12 protein-coding genes are annotated in these 16,302 nt (G+C 69.9%); 7 read left to right on the forward strand and 5 right to left on the reverse strand.

Annotation, left to right across the window (positions count from 1 at the left end; genetic code table 11):
• Positions 1-5: 5 nt before the first annotated feature.
• Entirely contained in the window at positions 6-1,013 is a 1,008-nt protein-coding gene (locus tag ASF53_RS20170; RefSeq protein WP_056202844.1) for a hypothetical protein, read from the reverse strand.
• A gap of 624 nt (positions 1,014-1,637) precedes the next feature.
• On the opposite strand from ASF53_RS20170, the gene gltB reads away from it, so the two are divergent.
• The 5 genes from gltB (at position 1,638) to ASF53_RS20195 (ending at position 9,371) form a co-directional block, all read left to right on the forward strand.
• A complete protein-coding gene (gene gltB, locus ASF53_RS20175) occupies positions 1,638-6,356 on the forward strand; it encodes a glutamate synthase large subunit (RefSeq protein ID WP_056203848.1) in 4,719 nt (1,572 codons plus the stop codon).
• Between the two features lie 8 nt (positions 6,357-6,364).
• Positions 6,365-6,601, forward strand: a complete 237-nt coding sequence (locus tag ASF53_RS20180; RefSeq protein ID WP_056202846.1) for a hypothetical protein — start codon at positions 6,365-6,367, stop codon at positions 6,599-6,601.
• A gap of 184 nt (positions 6,602-6,785) precedes the next feature.
• Complete coding sequence (locus ASF53_RS27035) at positions 6,786-7,004, forward strand: PIN domain-containing protein (RefSeq protein ID WP_353652184.1); 219 nt, start codon at positions 6,786-6,788, stop codon at positions 7,002-7,004.
• 68 nt (positions 7,005-7,072) lie between these two features.
• Positions 7,073-8,506 carry a glutamate synthase subunit beta gene (locus ASF53_RS20190; RefSeq protein WP_056202849.1) on the forward strand — a complete coding sequence of 478 codons (1,434 nt, stop codon included), beginning with the start codon at positions 7,073-7,075 and terminating at the stop codon, positions 8,504-8,506.
• A 268-nt stretch (positions 8,507-8,774) separates the two neighbouring features.
• Positions 8,775-9,371, forward strand: coding sequence for a DUF2087 domain-containing protein (locus ASF53_RS20195; protein WP_056202851.1), 597 nt, complete (start codon positions 8,775-8,777; stop codon positions 9,369-9,371).
• Here ASF53_RS20195 and ASF53_RS20200 read toward each other — a convergent pair.
• Positions 9,344-10,261 carry an MBL fold metallo-hydrolase gene (locus tag ASF53_RS20200; protein ID WP_056202854.1) on the reverse strand — a complete coding sequence of 306 codons (918 nt, stop codon included), beginning with the start codon at positions 10,259-10,261 and terminating at the stop codon, positions 9,344-9,346. The two genes, ASF53_RS20195 and ASF53_RS20200, sit on opposite strands and share 28 nt — an antisense overlap.
• A gap of 178 nt (positions 10,262-10,439) precedes the next feature.
• Here ASF53_RS20200 and ASF53_RS20205 point away from each other — a divergent pair, with 178 nt between their 5' ends.
• Both ASF53_RS20205 and ASF53_RS20210 read left to right on the forward strand, forming a co-directional pair.
• The gene (locus tag ASF53_RS20205; protein WP_056202857.1) at positions 10,440-11,780 is read left to right on the forward strand and encodes a sensor histidine kinase; all 1,341 of its coding nucleotides are present in this window, start codon (positions 10,440-10,442) and stop codon (positions 11,778-11,780) included.
• An 8-nt stretch (positions 11,781-11,788) separates the two neighbouring features.
• On the forward strand, positions 11,789-12,448 hold the full coding sequence (locus ASF53_RS20210) for a response regulator (RefSeq protein ID WP_056202860.1): 660 nt from the start codon (positions 11,789-11,791) through the stop codon (positions 12,446-12,448).
• Positions 12,449-12,470: 22 nt separating this feature from the next.
• Here ASF53_RS20210 and ASF53_RS20215 read toward each other — a convergent pair whose 3' ends face one another.
• From ASF53_RS20215 to galE, 3 genes are all read right to left on the reverse strand, one after another.
• Positions 12,471-13,925 carry an SGNH/GDSL hydrolase family protein gene (locus ASF53_RS20215; RefSeq protein WP_056202863.1) on the reverse strand — a complete coding sequence of 485 codons (1,455 nt, stop codon included), beginning with the start codon at positions 13,923-13,925 and terminating at the stop codon, positions 12,471-12,473.
• A 165-nt stretch (positions 13,926-14,090) separates the two neighbouring features.
• Entirely contained in the window at positions 14,091-15,272 is a 1,182-nt protein-coding gene (locus tag ASF53_RS20220; RefSeq protein WP_056202866.1) for a lytic murein transglycosylase, read from the reverse strand.
• Complete coding sequence (gene galE, locus ASF53_RS20225; RefSeq protein WP_056202869.1) at positions 15,269-16,261, reverse strand: UDP-glucose 4-epimerase GalE; 993 nt, start codon at positions 16,259-16,261, stop codon at positions 15,269-15,271. The genes ASF53_RS20220 and galE overlap by 4 nt, the downstream gene beginning before the upstream one ends.
• Positions 16,262-16,302 lie beyond the last annotated feature (41 nt).

A 16,302-nucleotide genomic window follows, 5' to 3' on the forward strand; every position in this document is an offset into this window, starting at 1 on the left:
CCCCCTTACTCGGCGCCGCTCGCCTCACCGGTGCCGCCGGGGACGATTGTCGCCCCGCCGATCACCCGCACGTTCTTGCGCGGACCGTCGGCCGGCGGATCCTGCCAGCCCTTGCCGGCGGCCGGCTTCGACTCGGCAGTCTTCGTGGCGTCCTTAGCGAGCTCCGGCTTTGCGGCCTCAGTCTTCGTGTCGGCCTTGCCGGTTTCGGGCCGGGGCTCGCTCAACTTCGGCTCGACCGCCTTGGCTTCCTTCGTCTCCGTCTTGTCCCGCTCGGTCTTAGCGGCGGGGGTCATCGCGGGCGAACCAGACCGGAGCGAGGGCTCCGGAGCCGTCGGGGCAATGCGGGCCTGGGACGGCAGCTTGGGGGTAGGGGCGGTCCGGGCCGCCGCGCGGCGAGGTTGCTCGGAGCGGGTCGCCACATCCGGATTGACGCCGAGGGGATTGGCGTCCGGCCGTGTGGCTGGGGGTACGCGCTCGGCCCGCACCGCGCTGCGCTCGCCGCCGGGCGGGGTCGCGCGCAGACCGGGAACGGAGGGGATGTCGGCGGGCGGCATGATGCGCTCGGCCTCGCGGACCGGACGGCGCGGACGCATGTCCTCCTCGGTCCAGCCGTAGCCGGGCGCCGCCGGGCGAACACGGTCGGACGGATAGTAGACGCCGCCGAGCGGTTCGCGCCCGATCACGTCGCCCTCGCGGGCATCGACCACGAGCCGCACGCGCTGGCCGCGCGGGCCCGTCGCCTCCACGCGGTAGTTCCGCCCGTCGTAACGGGGACGGCCGATCTCGGAGAAGCCGCGATCGCGCAGGTCATCGACGACCTCGCGCGACGGCAGCAGGCCGTCATCCTCGAGGTAGCCAACCCGTGGCGGCCCGTAGATCTCACGGTAGAAGCCCTGGGCGGCAGCAGCCTGCAGGCCGGCGCCGGACAGGAGCGCGGCAAGGAGGCCGAATCCGAGACCGCGACGCAAAGCCGCTCTCGTGGTTCGACCTTTGGCGTGACGGCTCGAAGCCATAGGGACCTCTCGAACCAAGCTGTGCAGAAGAAGAGGAAAGTCCCGGGAGCCCGCTGTTGATCGCGGGTCCCCCGGCGTCACGGCAGACGCATCCCCGCATTCCTTCCGTGCCGGCAAGGTTTTCTAAACGGTTGATTGGGGCGACATTGCGAACCGACCCGGAACCTGCCAGTGCCATTGTCGTGACGCAGTGCCGCCCGGCACGCGCCCTCCCATCTGGACCAGGCCGAGAGACGGGTGCGCTGCGCGTATCCGAGGCATGTTCAAAAGGTCAGCGACGGGGGTCAGCGGCCCCTTGCTGGAATGAATGAAATCTGGCAACGTCCACCTATAGGACAGCAAGACTGTCCCATTTGTCGTGCTTGGCCGTCGGGCCGGCTTTGGGGATCCATCACGTGGTCGACGTGACGTCCGAACGAGCTGAGAAACCGGTGACCGTCGAGGCGATCCGGGCGAGCGCCGGCTGAACAAGCCGGAGCTTCAGCCCGCGGGTTGGCGGGCGATTCCGGCAGGAAGAACCTGACCCCACCCGACTCGGTATAAAGTAGGCGGCAGCCCGGACACCGACGGTGTCACGGGCACGAAACATGCTCGCATGCGGGCAGGGTCGGAGATGTGCGGACGATGCGTGAAATCCCGTCTGAGCTGTCGTTGCCGGTCATGAACGGCGAGCAAGCCGCGCCGTCGCGCGCTGGCGCCACGCCGATGATCGTGCGCGACCCGGCCCTTCCTGCGGCCGAAGGCGCCTACAACCCCGCTCACGAGCGTGATGCCTGCGGCGTCGGCTTCGTTGCGGACATGCATGATCGGCGCAGCCACGCCATCGTCCAGCAGGGTCTCAAGATCCTCGAGAACATCGACCACCGCGGCGCGGTCGGTGCCGACCCGACCATGGGCGACGGCTGCGGCATCCTCACCCAGATCCCGCACGGCTTCTTCTCGGAGGAATGCTCGCGCCTCGGCTTCGAGCTGCCCCCCGCCGGCCAGTACGCCATCGGCCAGTTCTTCCTGCCGAAGGCGGAGGAGGCCCGCGCCAGCATCGAGGCGATCGTCGAGAAGACGCTGTCCGACGAGGGCCTGCCGCTGCTGGGCTGGCGCGACGTGCCCGTCGATTCCGCCGATCTCGGCAAGGCCGTGAAGGAGACCGAGCCGCATCACCGGCAGGTTTTCATCGGCTGCCCGGCCAGCGTCACCGATCAGGACGCCTTCGAGCGGCGCGTCTACATCGCCCGCAAGGTGATCTCGAACAAGGTCTACGGCCTCGAAGACGAGCGCGTGAAGGCGTTCTACCCCGTCTCCGTGTCGAGCCGGACCATCGTCTACAAGGGCATGGTGCTCGTGCACCAGCTCGGCCATTACTATCTCGACCTGAAGGATCCGCGCTTCGTCTCGGCGCTGGCGCTCGTCCACCAGCGCTTCGCCACCAACACCTTCCCGACCTGGCGCCTGTCGCACCCCTACCGGATGGTCGCGCATAACGGCGAGATCAACACGCTGCGCGGCAACGTGAACTGGATGGCCGCGCGCCAGGCCAGCGTCGATTCCGAATTGTTCGGCAACGACATCTCGAAGCTCTGGCCGATCTCCTACGAGGGCCAGTCCGACACCGCCTGTTTCGACAACGCCCTCGAATTCCTCGTGGCCGGCGGCTACTCGCTCGCCCACGCGATGATGATGCTGATCCCGGAAGCCTGGGCCGGCAACCCGCTGATGAGCGAGGAGCGGCGCGCCTTCTACGAGTACCACGCCGCCCTGATGGAGCCGTGGGACGGCCCGGCGGCGGTCGCCTTCACCGACGGACGCCAGATCGGCGCGACCCTCGACCGGAACGGCCTGCGCCCGGCCCGCTACATCGTCACCGATGACGGCCTCGTCGTGCTCGCCTCCGAGATGGGCGTGCTGCCGATCCCCGATGAGAAGATCGTCCAGTCCTGGCGCCTGCAGCCGGGCCGGATGCTGCTGATCGATCTGGAGAAGGGCCGCATCGTCTCCGACGAGGAGATCAAGGGCGAGCTGGCCTCCGCGCACCCCTATGCCGAGTGGGTGAAGAACACCCAGATCGTGCTGGAGGAGCTGCACCCGATCCAGCCGCGGGCCTCGCGCACGGACGTGTCCCTGCTCGATCGCCAGCAGGCCTTCGGCTACACCCAGGAAGACCTCAAGCTGCTCATGGCCCCCATGGCCGTGACCGGCCAGGAGGCGGTCGGCTCCATGGGTTCGGACACGCCGCTCTCGGCGCTCTCCGACAAGCCGAAGCTGCTCTACACCTATTTCAAGCAGAACTTCGCGCAGGTCACCAACCCGCCGATCGACCCGATCCGCGAGGAGGCCGTGATGAGCCTCGTCTCGTTCATCGGCCCGCGCCCGAACCTTCTGGACATGGAGGGCGCCTCCCGCCGCAAGCGGCTCGAGGTGCGCCAGCCGATCCTGACGAACGGCGACCTCGAGAAGATCCGCTCGATCTCGCATTTCGAGGACCGCTTCGACACCAAGACCCTCGACATCACCTTCGCGGCCGAATCCGGCGCGGCGGCGATGGAGGGCGCGCTCGATCGCCTGTGCGACCGGGCCGAGGTCGCGGTGCGCGGCGGCTACAACATCATCATCCTGTCGGACCGCATGGTCGGGCCGGACCGCATCCCGATCCCAGCGCTGCTCGCGACCGCGGCCGTGCACAACTACCTGATCCGCAAGGGGCTTCGCACCTCGGTCGGCCTCGTGGTCGAGTCGGGTGAGCCGCGCGAGGTGCACCACTTCGCCTGTCTCGCGGGCTACGGCGCGGAAGCCGTGAACCCCTACCTCGCCTTCGAGACGCTGATCGCGATGAAGGACGAGTTCCCGCCGGACCTGACCAACGACGAGATCGTCTACCGCTACATCAAGTCGATCGATAAGGGCCTGCTCAAGGTCATGTCCAAGATGGGCATTTCGACCTACCAGTCCTATTGCGGCGCGCAGATTTTCGACGCGATCGGCCTGAACTCGGACTTCGTGGCCAAGGACTTCTTCGGCACGGCGACGACGGTCGAGGGCATCGGCATGGGCGAGGTCGCCCAGGAGACGACCCTGCGCCATCAGGACGCCTTCGGCGACGCCCCGATCTACCGCAACGCCCTCGATGTCGGCGGCGAGTACGCCTACCGCCTGCGCGGTGAGACCCATACCTGGACGCCCGACACCGTGGCGACGCTGCAGCACGCGGTGCGTCTCGGCGCGGCCGATCGCTACCGCGAATACGCCCGGCTGGTGAACGAGCAGGAGAACCACCTCAAGACCCTGCGCGGCCTGTTCCGGATCAAGACCGCCGCCGATCTCGGTCGCGCGCCGGTCGACATCGCGGCGGTCGAGCCGGCCTCCGAGATCGTCAAGCGCTTCGCCACGGGCGCGATGTCCTACGGGTCGATCTCGAAGGAGGCGCACGAGACGCTGGCCATCGCCATGAACTCGTTCGGCGGTCGCTCGAACTCGGGCGAGGGCGGCGAGGAGCCGCGCCGGTTCATCACCGGACCGGACGGGCGCTCGCGCCGCTCGGCGATCAAGCAGGTGGCCTCGGGCCGTTTCGGCGTCACCACCGAGTATCTCGTCAACGCCGACATGATGCAGATCAAGGTCTCGCAGGGCGCCAAGCCCGGCGAGGGCGGTCAGCTGCCCGGTCACAAGGTCGATGCCAAGATCGCCAAGGTCCGCTACGCGACCCCGGGCGTGGGCCTGATCTCGCCGCCGCCGCATCACGACATCTACTCGATCGAGGATCTGGCCCAGCTCATCTTCGACCTGAAGAACGTGAACCCGGCCGCCGACGTCTCGGTGAAGCTGGTCTCCGAGGTCGGCGTCGGCACGGTCGCGGCGGGCGTCGCCAAGGCGCGCGCGGACCACATCACGATCTCGGGCTTCGATGGCGGGACGGGCGCAGCCCCGCTCACCTCGATCAAGCATGCGGGTGGTCCCTGGGAGACGGGTCTGGCCGAGACGCAGCAGACGCTCGTGATGAACGGCCTGCGCGGCCGGGTCGCGCTCCAGGCCGATGGCGGCATCCGCACCGGCAAGGACGTGATGATCGCCGTGCTGCTGGGGGCCGACCAGATCGGCTTCTCGACCGCGCCGTTGATCGCGGCCGGCTGCATCATGATGCGCAAGTGCCACCTCAACACCTGCCCCGTGGGTGTCGCCACCCAGGATCCGGTGCTGCGCAAGCGCTTCAAGGGAACGCCGGAACACGTCATCAACTACTTCTTCTTCGTGGCCGAAGAGCTGCGGGAGCTGATGGCGGGGATGGGCTTCACGAAGCTGGAGGATCTGATCGGCCGCTCCGACCTCCTCGACAAGCGCGAGGCGATCGAGCACTGGAAGGCCCGCGGCCTCGACTTCTCGAAGCTGTTCCACCGGCCGAATGTCGGGCCGGAGGTGGCGATCCGTCACGTCGAGACGCAGCACCACCCGATCGACACGGTGCTCGACCGTCGCCTGATCGCAGGCGCCGAGGGGGCCATCGAGACCGGCGAGCCGGTGACTTTGACCGACGTGATCCGCAACTCGGATCGCGCGGCGGGCGCCATGCTCTCCGGCGCGGTGGCCAAGCGCCACGGCCATGACGGGCTTCCCGACGACACCATCGTGGTCAAGCTCAACGGCACCGCCGGACAGAGCTTCGGCGCGTGGCTCGCCGCGGGCGTCACCCTCGACCTGACCGGCCACGGCAACGACTATGTCGGCAAGGGCCTGTCGGGCGGCAAGCTGATCATCCGTCCGAGCGACGCGCTGAAAGCGCCCCCCGCCCGCACGATCATGGCCGGCAACACCGTGCTCTACGGGGCGATCGCGGGCGAGTGCTACATCCGCGGTGCGGCGGGCGAGCGCTTCGCCGTGCGCAATTCCGGCGCCATCACCGTGGTCGAGGGCATGGGCGACCATGGCTGCGAGTACATGACCGGCGGCGTCGTGGTCTCCATCGGCGTGACGGGGCGCAACTTCGCAGCCGGCATGTCCGGCGGCATCGCCTATGTGCTCGACGAGGACGGTTCGTTCCGCGACCGCTGCAACTTGTCGATGGTCGATCTGGAGCCGGTGGAGGAGGAAGACGACCTCATGCGCCGCTTCCACCAGGACGGCGACCTGGAGACCAAGGGCCGGGTCGACATCCTCGCGGACATGTCGGGCCACGATGAGGAGCGCCTCTCCCAGCTCCTCACCAACCACATGAAGTATACGGGTTCGCCGAAGGCCAAGCAGATCCTCGACGAGTGGGCGGCCTTCCGCACCAAGTTCGTCAAGGTGATGCCGGTCGAGTACCGCCGGGCGCTGCGCGAGATGGAGATGGCGCGCATGCCGGTTGCGGCGGAGTAGGAGAGGCCATGGGCGACTTGACCGCACGCGTCCGCCTCGTCCGGACACCGGACGGACAGAGGCTCGATATCCCGCCCGGCTTCATGCTGGGCGGGAACGAAGCGGTGCTTCGCACGGAGGGGGGCCGCCTCGTCGTCGAGCCGGTCGCCGTCCCTTCTCTCCTATCGGTGCTCGGTGGCCTCGACGATCTCGATGAGGACTGGCCGGACATCGAGGATGGACCGCCGGACGACGTTCGGCTCTGAATGCGGTATCTGCTCGATACCAACATCCTCTCGGCGCTCGTCCGCTCGCCGAGGGGGCCGGTGACGGGGCAAATCGAGCGCGTTGGTGAGACGCGTGTTTATACGAGTGTCATCGTCGCGGCGGAACTTCGACTACGGCGCGTTACGAAAAGCCTCGGAGCGGCTGTCTCGGCAGATCGAGGCCGTGCTCGGATCAATCCCGATCGAACCCTGGCGCGAGCCGTTCGACCGGACCTACGCGGAACTGCGTCTCGGGCTGGAACGGGCCGGGACGCCGATCGGTGCGAATGATGGGCTCATCGGGGCTCAGGCGCTGGCGGATGGCAGCGTTCTTGTGACGGACAACACGAGGGAATTCGAACGGATCACCGGGCTGACGATCGAGAACTGGCTTCGGCCGTGACCGATCGGCTCGACACGGTGCGACGGACGCTCCTCGCGACAGGCAAAGCGGCGCGATTGGACTGATCGATGGGCAAGATCACCGGGTTTCTCGAATTCGACCGGCAGGAGCAGAAGTATCAGCTCGCCGCCGACCGCGTGCGGCACTTCCGCGAATTCACGCTGCCGCTCGATGAGCACGACCTGTCCAAACAGGCCGCGCGCTGCATGGATTGCGGCATCCCGTTCTGCCACGGGCCGACCGGCTGCCCGGTCCACAACCAGATTCCGGACTGGAACGACCTCGTCTACCAGTCGGACTGGGAGGAGGCCTCGCGCAACCTCCACTCGACCAACAACTTCCCCGAATTCACCGGCCGCATCTGCCCCGCGCCTTGCGAGGAAGCCTGCACGCTGAACCTCGAGAACCAGCCGGTCGCCATCAAGACGATCGAGCAGGCGATCGCGGACCGCGCCTGGAACATGGGCTGGGTGAAGCCCGAACCGTCGGCGCACCGCACCGGCAAGCGCGTGGCGGTGATCGGCTCCGGCCCGGCGGGCATGGCGGCGGCCCAGCAGCTCGCCCGCGTCGGACACGACGTGCATGTCTACGAGCGCGAGCCCAAGGCCGGCGGCCTGCTGCGCTACGGCATCCCCGACTTCAAGATGGAGAAGCGCCACATCGATCGGCGTGTGAAGCAGATGGAGGCCGAGGGCGTCGTCTTCCACTACAAGGCCAATATCGGGGTCAACGTGCCCCTGGAGGACCTGACGAGCCAGTTCGACGCTGTGCTGTTCTGCGGTGGTGCCGAGGATCCGCGGAACCCGCAGCTTCCGGGCCAGGAGCTCGACGGCGTGCACTACGCCATGCCCTTCCTCGTGCAGTCGAACCGCCGGGTCGGCGCCGAGCCGATGCCGGGCAACGGCGAATTGCCGATTCTCGCCGCCGGCAAGAACGTCGTCGTCATCGGCGGCGGCGACACGGCGTCCGACTGCGTCGGCACCTCGTTCCGCCAGGGCGCGCTCTCGGTCACCCAGCTCGATATCCGCCCGCGCCCGCCGGAGCGCGAGGACAAGCTGACGGTGTGGCCCTATTGGCCGACCAAGATGCGCACCTCGTCGAGCCAGGCGGAAGGCGCCGAGCGCGAGTTCCAGGCCGCGACCCTGCGGCTGGAGGGCAACCGCAAGGGCCAGCTCACCGGCGTGGTCTGCGCCCGCGTCGATGAGAAGCGCCAGCCGATCGAGGGCAGCGAGTTCGTGCTGCCGGCCGACCTCGTCTTCATGGCGATCGGCTTTGCCGGTTCGGTGCAGAAGGGGCTGGTCTCGGAATCGGGCGTGGCCGTGGACAAGCGCGGCAACGTCGCTGCCAACGATCAGGACTACCTGACCTCGAACCCGAAGATCTACGTCGCGGGCGACATGCGCCGGGGCCAGTCCCTGGTGGTCTGGGCGATCCGCGAGGGCCGTCAGGCCGCCCGTTCGATCGACGAGGCGCTGATGGGCGCGACCGTCCTGCCGCTCTGAACCGCGGCGCATCTGAACCGATCACGGGGGCATCGCCGGGAGGCGGTGCCCTTTTTTCCATCGCCGCCCCTCGACCGGTGCAAGCGCTCCGGCTTGCCGTCATCGCAGGCAATGCTATGACGGAAAGCGGGTCTGCAGATCACCCAGGCGTCACCGCCCCGACAGGGGAGCTAAACCTGCAATTTCCGTCCTGGGCATGACATCATTCCCGTGCCGCGTCGCAAGCCGGTGACCCTCGACCTCCGATCCGGAGAACGGCACTCGGAGAATGACCGTGCCGAGAGAGCTGATCCCCTACGCGACCGATGACGTGTCGGCGCTGGCCAAGTCCCTTCGCAGCCAGATGACGGCGCGAACGAAACCGCCGAGCCACGTCGAGATGCTCAACATGCTGGCCCGGGCGGCAGGGCACCGCAACTTCCAGCATCTTCGCGCGCTGGCGGCGGGTCTCGTGCCGCTGGAATCCGACGCCGTCGGAGCGCCCGCTCAAGCCGATGCCGCGCTCGTAGCTCGAGCCGCCCGCTGCTTCGACGAGCAGGGGCGGCTGACGAGTTGGCCGGCCCGCCGATCGGTTCAGGATCTCTGCTTGTGGGCGATCTGGTCGGCGCTTCCCCGCGACCGCCGGTTCGACGAGCGCGGCATCAGCGCGCTCCTCGGCACCCTGCATCTGTTCGGCGACCCGGCCATCCTTCGGCGCACGATGTGCCATCTCGGCCTGATGAGCCGGACCGTGGATGGCCGCGATTATTGCCGCATCGAGCGGGCGCCGACACCCGAAGCGGCGGCACTGATCCGGTTGCTTCGCGAGCGGGCGCGAGGCGTGGTCGGACCGCAGGGTCAGAGTGTGGCGCAGACCAGTTCGTAGCCCATGCCGGCCCGCTCGATCCGGCACCGGGTTGCGAGATGCATGCCCGTCACTGCCAGCCCCTCGCTGGCAGCCCGGTCGAAGATGCGGCGGCGGGTGGCGATCGCCTCCGCCGGGTCGACATCCCAGATCACGGTCCAGTCCGGATGCGGCACCTGCAGCAGGCGGGAATGGAGGATGTCGCCCCAGATCAGCAGCCGCTCCGGCCCGTCCTCGATCAGCACGCCCGCATGGCCGGGCGTATGTCCCGGCAGCGGCAGGAACGAGACGCCGGGGGCGAGGTCGGCCCCGCCGGAGACGCGGCGCACCCGACCGGCATAGGCAGCGAGCACGGCCTGCGCGGTGTCGAAGAACAGCCCCATCGTGGAGGGCGCGCGGGAGCGCGCACCGGCATCCGACCAGTAGGCAGCCTCGCGCTCCTGAAGCACCAGCTCGGCGTTGACGAAGCGGGCGCCGCCCTCGCCCGTGAGCAGGCCGCCCGCATGATCCGCATGGAGGTGGGTCAGCCATACGGTCTCGATCTGGTCGGGCCGCAGCTCTTCCGCGGCGAGAGCCGCCGTCACCCGGTCGAAGCCCGGCCCGAAGACCGTTCCGCAGCCGGCATCGAGCAATCCGTGCCGTGCGCCGCGCCGGATCAGGAAGGCGTTGACCGGTTCCGGCGAGGGGCCCTTCGGCGGTAAGCCGGCCTGCGCGAGCAGAGCCCGTCCGGCCTCGCTGTCGGCGCCGGGGATCATGGCGGGCTCCAACGGGAAAAGGCCGTCGCGCAGCGGCGTGACGGTGAAGGCGCCGACGCGATAGGCGGGGGCCGCGGCCCGCGCTTCGGGAAACCGAAGGATCGGCAGGCAGGCGCCCGCGGCAAGAACGGCTCGACGGGTCGGCAAAGCGGGCATCGGCGGCAATCCAGGTGAGGGGACGGGTCACCGAAATCCTGCGCCGCCTCGTCACCGCCGCCCAGGGAACGGCTCCCGCTTCCGCGCGGGCATTTTTCCCGACATCCCGCCGTCCCCCTTGCGCCCTGGGCAGCGGCCGGTGCCATCTCTGACGACGCTCCCCTGCACGGTCGCCCCGATGAGCCTGCCCGCGCATCTCGCCCTGCGCCTTCTGATCGTGACCCTGCTCTGTCTGGCGGGCGCCGTCGCCTGGACCCTGTGGGACGCGCGCAGCGCCCTGCGCGGCGAGGCGGCCGTGTCGGCGGAGCGGATCGCCGCAGCCCTTGCCCGGCAACCGGGGCTCGGCAGCGTCGGGCCGGCGGCGCTGCCGGTCGGCGAGCCCCAGGCCGAACCGACGATCCTGATGCTGTTGCCAGGCATCTGCGCCGAGATCCGCCTCGGCAGCGAGGTACCACGGCGGCTCTGCGGCGATTGGGATGGGCTGGGCACGGCCCCGGCTTGGCTCGCCGCCGTCCTGTCGGCGAGCGCCCTCGGCGATCCGGTCGTCCACGAGATCGTCTATCGCGGGCGGCGTCTCGGCACCGTCGCGGCTTGGCCGGATTCCAGCGCGGCCGCGGGCCGGGCGTGGCGGCAGGTGCGGTTCGCGAGCGGCCTCGCCCTCTCACTCGCCGGAGCTACGGCGATTCTCGGCTGGTTCGCCGCCGCCGGCCTCGTCGCGCCCGCAGGACGGATCGTGCGCCATCTGGACGGCTTCGAGGCCGGCGCGTCCCGTCCGCCCCTGCCGCGCTTCGGGGCGGCGGAGTTCGACCGGATCGCCACCGCCTTCGACGCGCTGGCCGGGCGCCTGGCCCGAACTGAAAGCGAGCGGACCGCGCTGATGCAGCGGCTCGTCCAAGTGCAGGAAGAGGAGCGGCAGAGCCTCGCCCGTGACCTGCACGATGCGTTCGGCCAATGCCTCGCTGCCGCAGGGGCGCTTGCCGCCGCGATCGAGGCCGGCGCGCCGACGGACCGTGCAGATCTGCGCGCCGATGCGCGGGGCATCGAGGCGGTCGTCGCCTCCATGCGCGAGAGCCTGCGCGGTGCCCTGGCCCAGCTCGAACTCCCGGACTTTGCCGGGATCGGCTTGGGCGACGGCATCCGCGGCCTCGTCTCGGACTGGCGGGCGCGGCTGCGGACCGGGCCGAGCCTGCATCTCGATGTGGAGGGCGACGGGTGGGACCTGTCCGACGAGGCGTCGGCGAGCCTCTATCGGATCACGCAGGAATTGCTGACCAACGCCCTGCGGCATGGACGGCCGAGCCATGTCTTCCTGCGGCTGCGGCGCACCGGAGCCGGGGGCCGGACCGTTACGCTGACCGTGGACGACGATGGCGGGGGTGACGCCGCCCGCGCGGCCCACGCATCCGGCCGCGGACTTCCCGGCATCCGGGCCCGGCTCGCCGCCCTCGGCGGCCAGCTCTCGCTCACCGGGAACGGCAGTGGCATCCGTGCCTGCGTCACCGTTCCGGTTCACGGTTGAGGCGGGCGATGACGACCATCCTCCTCGTTGATGATCATCCTGTCGTGCGGGAGGGCTATCGGCGCCTGTTCGAACGGCAACCGGGTTTCGCGGTCGTGGCCGAAGCCGCGACCGCGGCGGAGGCCTACCGCCTCTACAAGGCGCAGAGGCCGGACCTCGTGATCCTCGATCTGTCGCTGCCGGGGCCGAGCGGCATCGAGGCGATCCGGCATATCCGGCAATGGGACGGCGCGGCCCGCATCCTCGTCTTCAGCATGCGCACCGGCGCCGCCATCGCGCGCCAAGCCTTCGCGGCGGGGGCCAGCGGCTATGTCAGCAAGGCGAGCGCCCCACGCGAATTGCTGGAAGCGGCGGCGGGCGTGCTGCGCGGCGAGCGGGCCATGAGCGCCGACATCGCCCTGGCGATCGCGCAGGACGAGGTGGCCGGCGGGCGCAGCAGCCTCGACGAACTCAGCCCGCGCGAGGTCGAGATTCTCGGCATGACGGCGGCGGGCGCGACGGCGCAGACCATCGCCGAGGCGCTGTGCCTCAGCCTCAAGACGGTTCAGAACAATCTCTCGCTGATCCGGGCCAAGCTGGGCGCCCGCACGGACGCCCATCTGGTCTGGATCGCCGTCGGCGCCGGGCTCGTGGCGGCTCCGCATGGCCCACCGGCCGCCGAAAGCTGATCCATCTGATGGTCGAGGGACCTTATCCCGGAGGCCAGCGGAAATCGTCCGCTCGGCCCGGCTGGGGCAGGGGGGCGGCGCCGCGCTGTAAGCTGCGCTCGCGGGTGCCGGTGGCATCCCCCTCCTGCGGCCGGGCGGTGAGGAGCGTCCCGCCCGGCGAGGTCTCGGTGCGGCCGAGCGGCACCACCGGCCCCGCCGCGGGCTTGACCGGCAGGCTCGGGATGCCCGGGGGCTCGGGCAGGCTCGGCAGCATCGCGGTGATCTTGCGATCGATCGCGGCCGTGTCGTCAACGCCCAATCCGGCGCTGCCCTCACCGGGCGTGGCGGCGATCGCGGCGGCGGGCTGCTCGGAGGGCAGGCCGCCCTTCTCCCCCATCAGGCGCTTCAACTCCACATCGGCGAAGTGGGCGACCTTGCGCGAGCCGGCGGCGGTGAAGTGGATCCCATCCGAGGTGCGCAGCCGCGCCTCCTGGCCGTCCACGTCGGGCCCCGAGGTGGTGAAGCGGTTGCGGTCGTCCACGAAGCCCTGCCAGACCTCGGCATAGGATTGGCCGGCCCGCTGCACCCGCTCGCGCACGAGATCGTTGATGGCGGCGAAGTCGCGGCTCAGACTCTCGCTGCGGACCGGCGGCAGGCCGACCCAGATCAGCGGCACCTTGTGCTCGGCAAACACCTTGGCGACCTCATCGACCCGCGCGGCGTAGATCTCACGCCACTTGTCGGACAGGGCCTCGACGCTCTGATCGCCCTCCCGGATGGCCTGCCGGTCATTCAACCCGACCATCATCAGGGCGTAGGAGACCTTCGGCGTGGACTTGAGAAAATCCTCGGCGGTCTTGGCCCAATCCACCAGATCCTTGCGCACGAGCCCGCTATCGGCCTTCGAGCGGTCGAGCACGGCGATTTCGGCGTTCTCGGAGAAGGCGTCATCGACGCCCTTGGCGAGGTAGCTCGCGAGCGAGTCACCGAACACGGCGATCTGCGTCGTCGGCGCCGCCTTCGGCACCTTGGCCTTGGGCTGCGCCACCGCGGGGGCGGGGCTCGGCCGGCGGCGGCGGGCGGCCCGCTCCTCGTCCGAGCGGCCCGCTGTGGCGGGGGTGGGGGCGGCAGCGGGCGCACGCGGACGCGACGGCCGGGCATAGCCGGGCGAGGGCTGGGGCGGCGGGGTCGGCTGGGCGCGCGGCTGGTCCTCCCACGGCCAGTAGAACTGGCGCGGCGCCTCCTGCGGCGGCGCGGCCCGGCGGGCGGGGGGCCGGCCATAGCCGTACTCGTCGGCATAGGCGCCGCGGGCCCGGCGGCGCGGCGGCGGCGCGGCGTAGGGATCGGCCGCGGGCGCGTCGTAGCTGTCGCCCCACTGTGCCGCGGCCGGCTGCGGCAGGACGGACCACGCCGCCGCGAGCCAGAGGGCCGCGAGGAGGAGGCCGAGGATCGCAGGGGAGCGCGGGAACGCGGTGCGATCGGTCGGGCGGCGGTGCATGCGCGAAGCCTCGATCGAAGGGGAGGGGACGGCGCGGGGCCGACCTCACATCCCGTCAGGATAGCGCCTTGAGGGGCGCGCGTCTAAGCGTGCCTCGCAAAACGCCCGATCACCGATCGTGTCCCCTTCTGGCCTGCCGGCGCCGCGGGGGTTTTGTGAGAGACACTATGGCCGTCCCTCCAGGCGCTCCAGAAGCGCTGGCCGGGCGTAACCGTCGGCGGGCAGGCCCTCGCGGATCTGGTATTGCCGCACCGCCTCGCGCAGCTTCGGGCCGGCGCGCCCATCCTGTTCGCCGGCATAGAGACCTTTCGCGGCGAGTCCCGCCTGGAGACGCTTGAGACCCGGCCCATCGAGGCGGGCGGCGCCGTTGGGCCAGGGCGCGGCGAGCGCCGGGCCTCCCGCCAGCCGGTCGGCGAGGTGGCCGACCGCCAGGGCGTAGGAATCGCTGGTGTTGTAGCCGCGGATCACCTCGAAATTGTCGGTGATGAGGAAGACCGGACTCCCGAGCCCGCCCGGCAGGAACAGGCTCGCCTCGCCGCCCGTCGGCAGGGCTTTGCCGTCGGTGCGGCGTACCCCGCGGGCGGCGAAGCCGGCGAGGGGACCCCGGTAGCGGGTCAGGTCGAAATCCTTCGGCAGGCTGACCTCGTAGCCCCAGGACAGGCCGGGCTTCCAGCCGAGCGATTGCAGGTAATGTGCGATGGAGGCCAGCGAATCGGCCTCCGAGCGCCAGATGTCGCGGCGCCCGTCGCCGTCGAAATCGACCGCCTCCCGCAGATAGACCGAGGGCAGGAACTGCACCTGCCCCATGGCGCCGGCCCAGGAACCGACCATCCGCGCCGGCTCGATATCGCCATTCTCGAGGATCTGGAGAGCGGCCAGCAGCTCGTCGCGAAACAGGCTGCCGCGGTGGCGGGCGTAAGCCAAGCTTGCCAGCGCCCGGATCGTCGGCAGGGAGCCGGCGCTGGCGCCGAAATCCGACTCGACGCCCCAGAAAGCCAGCACGACCGAGCGCGGCACGCCGGTCTTGGCCTCGATGGCGGCAAGGGTGGCGGCAAGGCGCTTGCCCTGCGCCTGCCCCCTGGCGATGCGCGCGCCCGAGACCGCGCCGACGAGGTAGTCCCAGACCGGCCGGCTAAACTCGCTCTGGCGGCGGGTGCGGGCGACCACGTCCGGGTCCGGCCCCTGCATGCCGGCGAAGGCCGCGTCGAAGGTCTTCTGCGAGATGCCGCGGGCCGTGGCGTCGGGGCGCAGGGAGGCGACGAAGCCGGAGAAGTCGCCGTCCTGCGCCCGGACTGGCCCTGCCAGCATCGCCAGCGCGAGGATGACGGCAGCGCGGAGTGCACTCACCGCCGGTTCCGCTTCGCCAGGGTGTCCTCCCAGGCGAGCGCCTGGGCGACGATGGCGTCGAGGTCGTCGTGCTTCGGGGTCCAGCCGAGTTCGTTGCGGATGCGGTCGGCGCCCGCGATGATCTGGGCGGGGTCGCCCGGACGGCGGGGCGACAGGCGCACCTCGAAGTCGCGGCCGGAGATGCGCTTGACCACCTCCACGACCTCCAGCACCGAGTAGCCCCGGCCGTAGCCGCAATTGAGGGTCAGGCTCTCGCCGCCGCTGCGCAGATGGTCGAGCACGGTCAGATGCGCCGCGGCCAGATCCGAGACCTGGATGTAGTCGCGCAGGCACGAGCCGTCGGGCGTGGGATAGTCGGTGCCGTACACATCGAGATGCGTGCGCTGGCCGAGTGCGGCTTGCGTCGCGACCTTGATCAGATGGGTGGCGGCCGGCATCGATTGCCCGGAACGCCCGCGCGGATCGGCCCCGGCCACGTTGAAGTAGCGCAGCACCCCATAGGTGAAGCCGTGCGCGGCGGCGGCATCGCCCAGCATCCACTCGCTCATCAGCTTCGAGCGGCCATAGGGGTTGATCGGGTTCGTCGCCAGGGTCTCGGGCACCGGCACGATCTCGGGCTCGCCGTAGACGGCTGCCGTCGAGGAGAAGATGAAGTGCCGCACATTCGTGCGCGCAGCCGTTTCGATGAGCGCGCGCGTTTTCACGGTGTTGGCGAGGTAGTAGCCCAGCGGGTCGGAGACCGATTCCGGCACCACGATCTTGGCCGCGAAATGCGCGACCGCGTCGATCTGGTGACGCAGGATCGTCTCGGTGACGAGGGCTTGGTCGGCCACATCGCCGACGACGAGGCGCACTTCCGGAGGCAGAGCCCAATCGTAGCCGGTCGAAAGGTCGTCGAGGACCACCACCTCCTCATGGCCGGCATCGACCAGCGCCAGCACCATGTGGCTGCCGATATAGCCCGCGCCGCCCGTGACCAGAACCGCCATCACTCACCCCTGATCTGTCCTCGCCGTCCGTCGGCGAAAAT

The organism is Methylobacterium sp. Leaf123 (assembly GCF_001423405.1).
GTDB lineage: Bacteria > Pseudomonadota > Alphaproteobacteria > Rhizobiales > Beijerinckiaceae > Methylobacterium.

Coding starts and splice junctions, on each gene's coding strand:
- ASF53_RS20170 (WP_056202844.1), bottom strand. CDS start 1,013: ATGGCTTCGAGCCGTCACGCCAAAGGTCGAACCACGAGAGCGGCTTTG.
- ASF53_RS20210 (WP_056202860.1), top strand. CDS start 11,789: ATGACGACCATCCTCCTCGTTGATGATCATCCTGTCGTGCGGGAGGGC.
- gltB (WP_056203848.1), top strand. CDS start 1,638: ATGCGTGAAATCCCGTCTGAGCTGTCGTTGCCGGTCATGAACGGCGAG.
- ASF53_RS20190 (WP_056202849.1), top strand. CDS start 7,073: ATGGGCAAGATCACCGGGTTTCTCGAATTCGACCGGCAGGAGCAGAAG.
- ASF53_RS20215 (WP_056202863.1), bottom strand. CDS start 13,925: ATGCACCGCCGCCCGACCGATCGCACCGCGTTCCCGCGCTCCCCTGCG.
- ASF53_RS20180 (WP_056202846.1), top strand. CDS start 6,365: ATGGGCGACTTGACCGCACGCGTCCGCCTCGTCCGGACACCGGACGGA.
- ASF53_RS20205 (WP_056202857.1), top strand. CDS start 10,440: ATGAGCCTGCCCGCGCATCTCGCCCTGCGCCTTCTGATCGTGACCCTG.
- galE (WP_056202869.1), bottom strand. CDS start 16,261: ATGGCGGTTCTGGTCACGGGCGGCGCGGGCTATATCGGCAGCCACATG.
- ASF53_RS20195 (WP_056202851.1), top strand. CDS start 8,775: ATGACCGTGCCGAGAGAGCTGATCCCCTACGCGACCGATGACGTGTCG.
- ASF53_RS20200 (WP_056202854.1), bottom strand. CDS start 10,261: ATGCCCGCTTTGCCGACCCGTCGAGCCGTTCTTGCCGCGGGCGCCTGC.